The organism is Streptomyces sp. NPDC005485 (genome assembly GCF_040606085.1).
Classification (GTDB): domain Bacteria; phylum Actinomycetota; class Actinomycetes; order Streptomycetales; family Streptomycetaceae; genus Streptomyces.
This window is the reverse complement of the sequence record NZ_JBEXDZ010000262.1, coordinates 1-8,068: the sequence shown is the minus strand read 5'-3', so window position 1 is coordinate 8,068 and position 8,068 is coordinate 1. Positions and strand designations below refer to the sequence as shown.

The 8,068-nt window shown below is 71.0% G+C and carries 8 protein-coding genes and 1 pseudogene; 5 read left to right on the top strand and 4 right to left on the bottom strand.

Features of this window, described 5'->3' with window-relative positions:
- Both ABZS97_RS42670 and ABZS97_RS42665 read right to left on the bottom strand, forming a co-directional pair.
- Positions 1-88 (bottom strand): annotated as a pseudogene (locus tag ABZS97_RS42670) (SigE family RNA polymerase sigma factor); the annotation flags it as partial.
- Between the two features lie 174 nt (positions 89-262).
- Positions 263-1,885 carry an MFS transporter gene (locus ABZS97_RS42665; RefSeq protein WP_356148888.1) on the bottom strand — a complete coding sequence of 541 codons (1,623 nt, stop codon included), beginning with the start codon at positions 1,883-1,885 and terminating at the stop codon, positions 263-265.
- 123 nt (positions 1,886-2,008) lie between these two features.
- On the opposite strand from ABZS97_RS42665, the gene ABZS97_RS42660 reads away from it, so the two are divergent.
- The 3 genes from ABZS97_RS42660 to ABZS97_RS42650 all read left to right on the top strand — a co-directional run bounded on the left by ABZS97_RS42660 (position 2,009) and on the right by ABZS97_RS42650 (position 5,002).
- Complete coding sequence (locus ABZS97_RS42660) at positions 2,009-2,674, top strand: TetR family transcriptional regulator (RefSeq protein WP_356148885.1); 666 nt, start codon at positions 2,009-2,011, stop codon at positions 2,672-2,674.
- Positions 2,675-2,857: 183 nt separating this feature from the next.
- A complete protein-coding gene (locus ABZS97_RS42655; protein ID WP_356148882.1) occupies positions 2,858-4,066 on the top strand; it encodes an alpha/beta hydrolase in 1,209 nt (402 codons plus the stop codon).
- A gap of 75 nt (positions 4,067-4,141) precedes the next feature.
- The gene (locus tag ABZS97_RS42650) at positions 4,142-5,002 is read left to right on the top strand and encodes a DUF4429 domain-containing protein (protein WP_356148879.1); all 861 of its coding nucleotides are present in this window, start codon (positions 4,142-4,144) and stop codon (positions 5,000-5,002) included.
- 17 nt (positions 5,003-5,019) lie between these two features.
- Here ABZS97_RS42650 and ABZS97_RS42645 read toward each other — a convergent pair whose 3' ends face one another.
- Together ABZS97_RS42645 and ABZS97_RS42640 are read right to left on the bottom strand one after the other, a co-directional pair.
- Positions 5,020-6,036, bottom strand: a complete 1,017-nt coding sequence (locus tag ABZS97_RS42645) for an aldo/keto reductase (protein WP_356148876.1) — start codon at positions 6,034-6,036, stop codon at positions 5,020-5,022.
- On the bottom strand, positions 6,036-6,515 hold the full coding sequence (locus ABZS97_RS42640; RefSeq protein ID WP_356148873.1) for a MerR family transcriptional regulator: 480 nt from the start codon (positions 6,513-6,515) through the stop codon (positions 6,036-6,038). The genes ABZS97_RS42645 and ABZS97_RS42640 overlap by 1 nt, the downstream gene beginning before the upstream one ends.
- Before the next feature lie 95 nt (positions 6,516-6,610).
- Here ABZS97_RS42640 and ABZS97_RS42635 point away from each other — a divergent pair, with 95 nt between their 5' ends.
- Both ABZS97_RS42635 and ABZS97_RS42630 read left to right on the top strand, forming a co-directional pair.
- On the top strand, positions 6,611-7,081 hold the full coding sequence (locus ABZS97_RS42635; protein ID WP_356148868.1) for a GNAT family N-acetyltransferase: 471 nt from the start codon (positions 6,611-6,613) through the stop codon (positions 7,079-7,081).
- Positions 7,082-7,112: 31 nt separating this feature from the next.
- Positions 7,113-7,934, top strand: coding sequence for a serine hydrolase domain-containing protein (locus tag ABZS97_RS42630; RefSeq protein ID WP_356148893.1), 822 nt, complete (start codon positions 7,113-7,115; stop codon positions 7,932-7,934).
- Positions 7,935-8,068 lie beyond the last annotated feature (134 nt).

Here is an 8,068-nt window from a genome sequence, read left to right as displayed (position 1 = left end):
TCGAGTCGTCGACGCTCGCGTCCGGCAGCTGCTCGGTCGGAACCTCTTCGAGCTTGCGCGCCCGCCACCACTCGGTCCGCGTGTTGACCCCCTCCGGCAGCGCGCCGCAGCTCCGGTCGCCCCCGTACCGCACGGACGTCGTCCGCATGCCGTACGGAGGGCTTGACCCACTGTGACCTGCGGTGCGCGTGGAGCGGGAGGGGTATCCGGCCCCGTCACCCTGATAGGCGAACAGGGCCCGGCGCGCCCCCGGTTCGGGTTCCTAGATGTGGCCCGCCCCCGCTCCCGCGGCCTCCGCGTTGCTTCCCCGCTTGGTGAGCAGGGCGACGAAGACCGCCACGACGGCGACCCCCGTGGCGACGAGGCAGGCGAGGCTCATGCCGGAGATGAAGGTGTGGTGCGCGACGTCGGTGATCTGTGCGGCGATGCCGGGCGGCGTGCCCTTGGCCACCGGCGCGGCGCCGACCCGGACCGCTTCGGAGGCCTGGTCGAGCTGGGCCGGGGTGAGCGGCGGGAGTTTGGCGTCGGCCCAGTTGCCGGCGAGGTCGCCGTCGACCTTGGAGGCCATCACGGCGCCGAGGACGGCGGTGCCGAGGCTGCCGCCGATCTGCATGGCGGCCTGCTGGAGACCGCCGGCGACACCGGAGAGCTCCATGGGGGCGTTGCCCACGATGACCTCGGTCGCGCCGACCATGACCGGGGCCAGGCCGAGGCCGAGACCGGCGAACCAGAGCGACATGACGGCGCTGCCGGTGCCCGTGTCGAGCGTCGACATGCCGTACATGGAGATCGCCGTGAGGGCCATGCCGCCGGCCAGCGGGATGCGCGGGCCCGCCTTGGTGATCAGCGCGCCCGCCAGCGGCGAGCCCACGATCATCATCCCGGTGAGCGGGAGGAGGTGGAGACCGGCGTCGACCGGGCTCATTCCGTGCACGTTCTGCAGGTAGAAGGTGACGAAGAACAGGCCGCCCAGGAAGGCGACGGCCATGAGCACCATGAGGACCACGCCCGCCGACAGCGGCACGGAGCGGAACAGGCCGAGGGGGATCAGCGGTTCCTTCACTCGCTTCTCCCAGAGGGCGAAGAGCACGAAGAGAAGCACCGACGCGCCGAGGAACGACCAGGTCATGGCGTCGCCCCAGCCCCAGGTCGGGGCCTTGATGAGCGCCCAGACCAGGCAGAACATGGCGCCGGAGAGCAGGGCGATGCCGGGCACGTCGAAGGAGCGCGGGGCGTTCTCGGCCCGGTGGTCGCTGAGGATCAGCGCGCCGAGGACGAGCGCGGCGATGCCGACCGGCACGTTGATGAAGAACACCGACTGCCAGCTGACGTGCTGCACGAGCAGCCCGCCGAGGATCGGGCCGCCCGCGGTGGAGGCGCCGATGACCATGCCCCAGATGCCGATCGCCATGTTCAGCTTCTCGGCCGGGAAGGTGGCCCGCAGCAGGCCGAGCGCGGCCGGCATCAGCAGCGCGCCGAACAGCCCCTGGAACACCCTGAAGGTGACCACCAGGGCGATGCTGCCGGACAGTCCGATGGCCCCCGAGGCCGCGGCGAAGCCGACCACGCCTATGAGGAAGGTCTGCCGGTGCCCGAACCGGTCGCCGAGCTTGCCCGCCGTGATCAGCGTGACCGCGAGCGCGAGGAAGTAGCCGTTGGTGATCCACTGGACGTCGGCGAAGCTCGCGCCCAGGTCCTTCTGGATGGCCGGGTTGGCGATGGCCACGATGGTCCCGTCCAGGGCGACCATCATGACGCCTGTCGCGACGCTGATGAGCGTCAGCCAGGGGTGGCCCCGCAGGCCCTGCGGGGGAGTCGGATCGGTCGGGGCGGCCAGGGCCTTGTCGGCCGGCCCCGTCGCGTCGACGGTGGTCTGACTAGTCATGCCTTCGAGGCTAGTGACAGCCACTGACAGTTGACAAACAAAATCACGAGTCAGTAACTGTCACCTCACCCACGGGTACGCTGAGCTGCACGTTCGGTAACGAAAGGGAGGAAACGGCGAGCAATGGACACAGCTCGGACCATCCCCGCGGCCCTCGCGCCGCGGCCGGGACTGCGCGAGCGCAAGAAGCAGCGCACCCGGGACGCACTCCTGCGGGCCGCCCTGGAGCTGTTCACGACGAAGGGATACGAGCGGACAACCGTCGACGAGATCGCCGAGGCCGTCGACGTCTCCCAGCGCACCTTCTTCCGGTACTTCGCGGGCAAGGAGGACGTCGCCCTCTTCAGTCAGCGCATCGCCGAGTCGCACTTCCTGGCCGCCGTACGCGAACGCCCGCCGCACGAAGCCCCGTTGGAGGCACTGCGGCTGGCCGTCCTGGAGGGGTGGAACACCATCGGCGAGGCCGTGGACGCCGTCGTCCCGATCGAACTGCACATGCGCACCTTCCAGTTGATCGAGTCGACCCCCACCCTGCTCGCCGTCCATCTGCGCCGTTCCGCCGAGCTGGAGGAGGAGATCGCCCGGGTGATCGCCGAACGCGAGGGCCTCGACGTGGACACGGATCCGCGGCCGCGCGTCGCGGTCGCCGTGTTCGGTGGTGTGATGCGCGTGACCGGCCGGCTCTGGGGGGCGGGCGACGACACCAGCGTCGAGGCGATCCGCGAGCTGACCGCCTCGTATCTCGACCATGTGGGGCCCGCGTTGGCGGAGAAGTGGCGCACAAAGTGACGTAGGCGGCGCGGCCGGCCCGCGAGAGTCCGGCAACTGCCGTACACAGCGCACCAATACGCGCACAGAGCGTGACACTTTATCTGGTACTGAACCCGCTTTGCCCCAATTACCCCACCAGAAACGTGATCCGCCTCACTCGGTTAACGCGAGACACTCTCGTTCTCCTAGTGTGTCCTCCCAGTGACTTCCTTCGACTCCTCTCCCCAACTCAACGTCTGGCGCGCACTGCTCGCGCTGGGCGTGGTGTTCGTGATGCTCGCCACCAGTGGCTGGACCGCCCTCCAGAGCCACCGGGGAGCGACGCCGCTCGCCGCGTCACGCTCCGCCTGGGAGCACGGCCGCCTCGCCGGACACCGGCTCCCGGACACCGACTCCGCGCCGACCCGCCTCGCCGACTTCTTCGCCTCGCTGGACAGCGGACAGCGCGCCCGCCTCGCCCACCGCTACCCGCTCGCGGTCGGCAACATGAACGGCGCGCCGGTGAAGCTGCGCTACCAGGCCAACCGCATCGCCCTGCGCCAGCAGCGCAAGGTCGAGATCAAGCGCATGCACGACGACGGGCTCTCCGACCTCGGACAGCACGACGCCGGCCGCCGCAAGAACCGCTACGAGGCGCTGCTGCGCAAGGGCCGCAAGATCCTCGCCTTCGACCCGATGGGCTCGGGCCGGGTCGCCGAGGTCTTCGGCAACCTCGACAAGGCCGAGCGCGTCTCGGTCGTGGTGCCCGGCGTCGACACGGACCTGCTCACCTTCCAGCGCACGTACAAGAAGTACTCGGCGCCCGTCGGCATGGCGCGTTCCCTGTACAAGGCGGAGCGCGCGACCGGCACCGGCACGCGTACGGCCGTGATCGCCTGGGCCGACTACACGGCGCCCAGCGGGCTCGGCATCGACTCGGCCACCGCCATGCGCGCCGAGGAGGGTGCGGTCCGGCTGGACGCCCTGGTGCGGGCGCTGCCCGGCAGCGCGCCGATCGCCCTGTACTGCCACAGCTACGGCTCCGTGCTGTGCGGGGTCGCGGCCCACCGGCTGCCCTCCCGGGTCTCCGACATAGCGGTCGCCGGCAGCCCCGGCATGCGCGTCGAGAACGCCTCCCACCTGCACACCTCCGCGCAGGTCTGGGCGATGCGGGACTCCGACGACTGGATCCAGGACGTACCGCACCTGGAGGTCGGCGGCCTCGGGCACGGCGCCGACCCGGTCTCCTCCGACTTCGGGGCGCGAGTCCTGTCGGCGCAGGGCGCGAAGGGCCACACCGGCTATTTCGAGCCGGGCACCGAGAGCCTGCGCAACTTCGCCGAAATCGGCGTCGGTGCCTACCGCGCGGTGGAGTGCGCGCACGAGGATGACGTGTGCCGGAAGGGTTTGTCCGCCACCACGGCGGCCTGACGCGCGTAGAGGACGAAAAACTGCGGTCCGCCGAGGGAGGCGACTCAGACGTACACGCCGCATACGATGGCCCGCATGGGTGACGTACTGGCCGGATTCAATGCCGCCTGGGAGTTCGAGTCCGACTCCGTGCTCATCCGCTTCGAACGGGGGATCCGTACGCCGAAGCTGCTCCAGGCGCTCGGCGAACGCCGTGTCCCGCTGGAAGCGATCTCGGCGGTGACACTGACGCCGGGCAAGCGCGGAACGGTCGTCCTGCACGCCGTGCCGAGACCGGGCGCCGATCCCCTGATGGACGCGGCCGCGGGCCAGCTCAAGGAGGGCTGCGACCCCTACCGGCTCGTGCTGCCCGCCGAGCGCGAGACCCTCGCCGAGTACTACAGGGACGAGCTGACCCCGCTGCTCGTGGCGGACGACACCGACCCGCCCCCGCGCTATCTCGTACAGCCGCCTGAGACCCCCCTGCACTTCAAGGCGTACGACGGGAAGGCGACCTTCGACGGCAAGTCGGTGTCCTTCCGGTGGTTCTGGACGGGCGCCTCGTCGGCGAAGTGGAAGGCCGGCGACCAGAGTTTCCCGGTCGCCGACCTGAGCGGCGTCGAGTGGCGCTCCCCCGAGGTCTTCGAGGGCCATCTGCGGCTGCTGCGCCGCGAGCCGGCCATCGCGCAGCCCGCCCAGGCCGACCAGGACCCCGCCGCCGTCGTCTTCGGCCTCGGCTACGGGCCGGTGCACGAGTCACTGCCGTTCGCCGCGTCGGTGCTGGCCGCGGTGCGCGCCTGCGGACCGGCGACCCCGGCCGCGGTGCCGGCGGCGCCGCGCAGCGACCCGGCCGACATCGCCGACCGCATCCGTCACCTGGGCGAGCTGCACCAGGCGGGCCTGGTGACGGACGAGGAGTTCACGACGAAGAAGGCCGAGCTGCTCGCGGAGCTGTAGCCGCCGCCGACGGGTGGCTACTCCCGGCCGGCCGACGTGAACGTCATGTCGGCGTAGCGGTCGCCCGCCACCTTGCCGGCGATCGGCTCCAGCAGGTCCAGCTCCGCGTCGCTGAGGACGATGCGGGTCGCGGCGGTGTTCTCCTCGACGCGGGCGCGCTTGGTGGTGCCCGGGATCGGGACGACGGTCAGCCCGTGCACCTCCGCACGCTGCTGCGCCCAGGCCAGCGCGACCTGGCCGAGCGAGACGCCGTGGGCGTCGGCGACGGCGCGCACCGGCTCCAGCAGGGCTCCGTTCGCCGCCGCGTTGTCGCCGGTGAAGCGGGGCTGATGGCGGCGGAAGTCGCCGGCCGTCAGGTCCTGCTCGGCGTTGGCGAAGGAGCCGGTGAGGAAGCCGCGGCCGAGCGGCGAGTACGGCACCAGGGCGACGCCCAGCTCGCGGGCCGCCGGCACCACGCCCGACTCGATGTCCCGGCTGAACAGCGACCACTCCGACTGCACGGCGGCGATGGGGTGCACGCCCTGCGCGGCCCGCAGCTCGCCGCCGGTGACCTCGCTCAGGCCCAGGTGCTTGATCTTGCCCTCGCGCACCAGCTCGGCCATGACCCCGACGGTCTCCTCGATCGGGACGTTCACGTCACGGCGGTGCATGTAGTAGAGGTCGATCACGTCGATGCCCAGGCGCTCCAGGCTGGCCTCGACGGCCTGGCGGATGTACGGCGCGTCATTGCGGATGACCCGCTTCGTGGGCTCGCCCGGCGGGATCGAGAGCGCGAACTTCGTCGCGATGACGACCTCGTCGCGGTGCGCGGTGAAGAACGGGGAGAGGAACTTCTCGTTCTCTCCGGCGCCGTACGCGTCCGCCGTGTCGTAGAGCGTGACGCCGAGTTCCAGCGCCCTTTCCAGGGTGGCCCGTGCCTCCTCGGCGTCCGCGGGGCCGTAGGCGAAACTCATGCCCATGCAGCCGAGGCCCTGGACACCCACCTCGGGTCCGTCGGTGCCGAGCCGAGCCTTCGCGATCTTGCTGTTGGTCATCAGGACCTCTCCGACGCCAGGGTGTGCCCGGCGTCCCCGTAGAAACTGATCTTGTGGTCGAGCACGGCGAGCGTGTCCTGGAGCTCCGCGATGCGGGCCAGCACGTCCCGGCGGGTCGCCACCAGGAGCTCGCGGCGGTCGGTGTACGTCTCCTCGCCCACGCGCACCAGCTCCGCGTACCGCACCATGTCGGCGACCGGCATGCCGGTGAGCCTCAGCTTGCCGACGAAGGCGAGCCAGTCCAGGTCGCGGTTGCTGTAGCGGCGCTGTCCGGTGTGCGAGCGGTCGACGTGCGGCATCAGCCCGATCCGCTCGTACCAGCGCAGGGTGTGGGCCGTCATGCCGGTGAGGGCGACGACCTCGCTGATCGTGTAGTTGTCCTGGCCGTCCGGGCGGCGGTGCCGCTGGGGCGGCGCGGCGCAGATGTCGGTCCTGGTGCCGGGCTCGGTGGCCTCGGCCGTGGTCTCCATCACCGTCATGCCCCCACGCTAAAACCCTGGAGTGCACTCCAAGCAAGCGAAACCCGTCGAAAACCCGAAGACGTCCTGCGGTTGTCGTGACTACGGTGCCGATCATGACTCTCGTACGCCGTGCTGTGCCCGAGGACGCCGAAGAGCTGCTCCGGCTGCGCCAGGTGATGATCGACTCCGTGTTCGCGTCGGGCGAGTCCACCGACTGGCACGCACAGTCACTGCCCACCGTACGCGGTCGACTCGCCGATCCCGACGGGGAGTTCGCCGCCTTCGTCGTCGATCACCCGCAGCGGCCGGGCGCGCTCGCGGCGCTCGTCGTCGGCACGATCGAGTACCGGATCGGGCGGGCGGGCAACCCGCACGGCTCGATCGGGCACGTCTTCAGCGTCGCCACCGACCCGGACGCGCGGCGCCGCGGCTACGCCCGCGCCTGTATGGAGACCCTCCTCGACTGGTTCCGCACGAAGGGCGCCGCGGCGGTCGATCTCAACGCGTCGGCCGAGGCCGAGCCGCTCTACGCCTCGCTCGGCTTCGTCCGCAAGCCGGACCCCTCGATGCGGCTGCAGCTGTGAGCGGCTTAGGCTCGTCCGCATGTCCTTGCCCTTGCCCTTGCAGAGCCCGGCGCTGATCGAGAACTGGCCCGTTCCCACCGCTGCAGCGGCGGTCGTGCGTGCGGACGGCACGGTCGTGGGGTCGCACGGGCCGGTGGAGCACCGGTTCGCGCTCGCCTCGGTGACCAAGCCGCTCACCGCGTACGCCGTGCTCGTCGCATACGAGGAGGGGGCGATCGAGCTCGACGAACCGGCCGGGCCCACGGGTTCGACGGTCCGTCATCTTCTCGCGCACACGTCCGGGCTCGCCTTCGACGAGCACCGGGTGACGTCCGCGCCCGGGGAGCGGCGGCTGTACTCCAACGCCGGGTTCGAGGTGCTCGGGGACCATGTCGCCAAGGCGACTGACATCCCCTTCGGGGAGTATCTGCGGCAGGCGGTGCTCGCCCCGCTGGGCATGACGTCGACCGCGCTCGACGGGTCGCCGGCGAAGGACGGGGCGTCCACGGTGGCGGACCTCGTGCGGTTCGCGGCCGAGGTGCAGGCTCCGCGGCTCCTCGACCCGCGGACCGTCGCCGAGGCGATGACCGCGCAGTACACCGGGACGAAGGGCGTGCTTCCCGGGTACGGGCACCAGAACCCCAACGACTGGGGGCTCGGCTTCGAGATCCGTGACTCCAAGTCGCCCCACTGGACGGGGACCTCGTCCTCGCCTCGGACCTTCGGGCACTTCGGGCAGGCGGGGACGTTCCTGTGGGTCGACCCGGACGCGGGCGCGGCATGCGTCGCCCTGACGGACCGGCCCTTCGGGCCGTGGGCGGTGGAGGCGTGGCCCCCGTTCACGGACGCGGTGCTCGCCGAGCTGCGGGGCTGAGACTTTCTTCGCCCCCTCCGCCCCTTCCCTTCCCGTTGTCCTGGGGGCTGCGCCCCCTCTCCCCCTGCATCGCGCTTCGCGCTCGTCCTCAAACGCCGGACGGGCTGAAAACTCTCCGGCCGGCGCAGAAATTC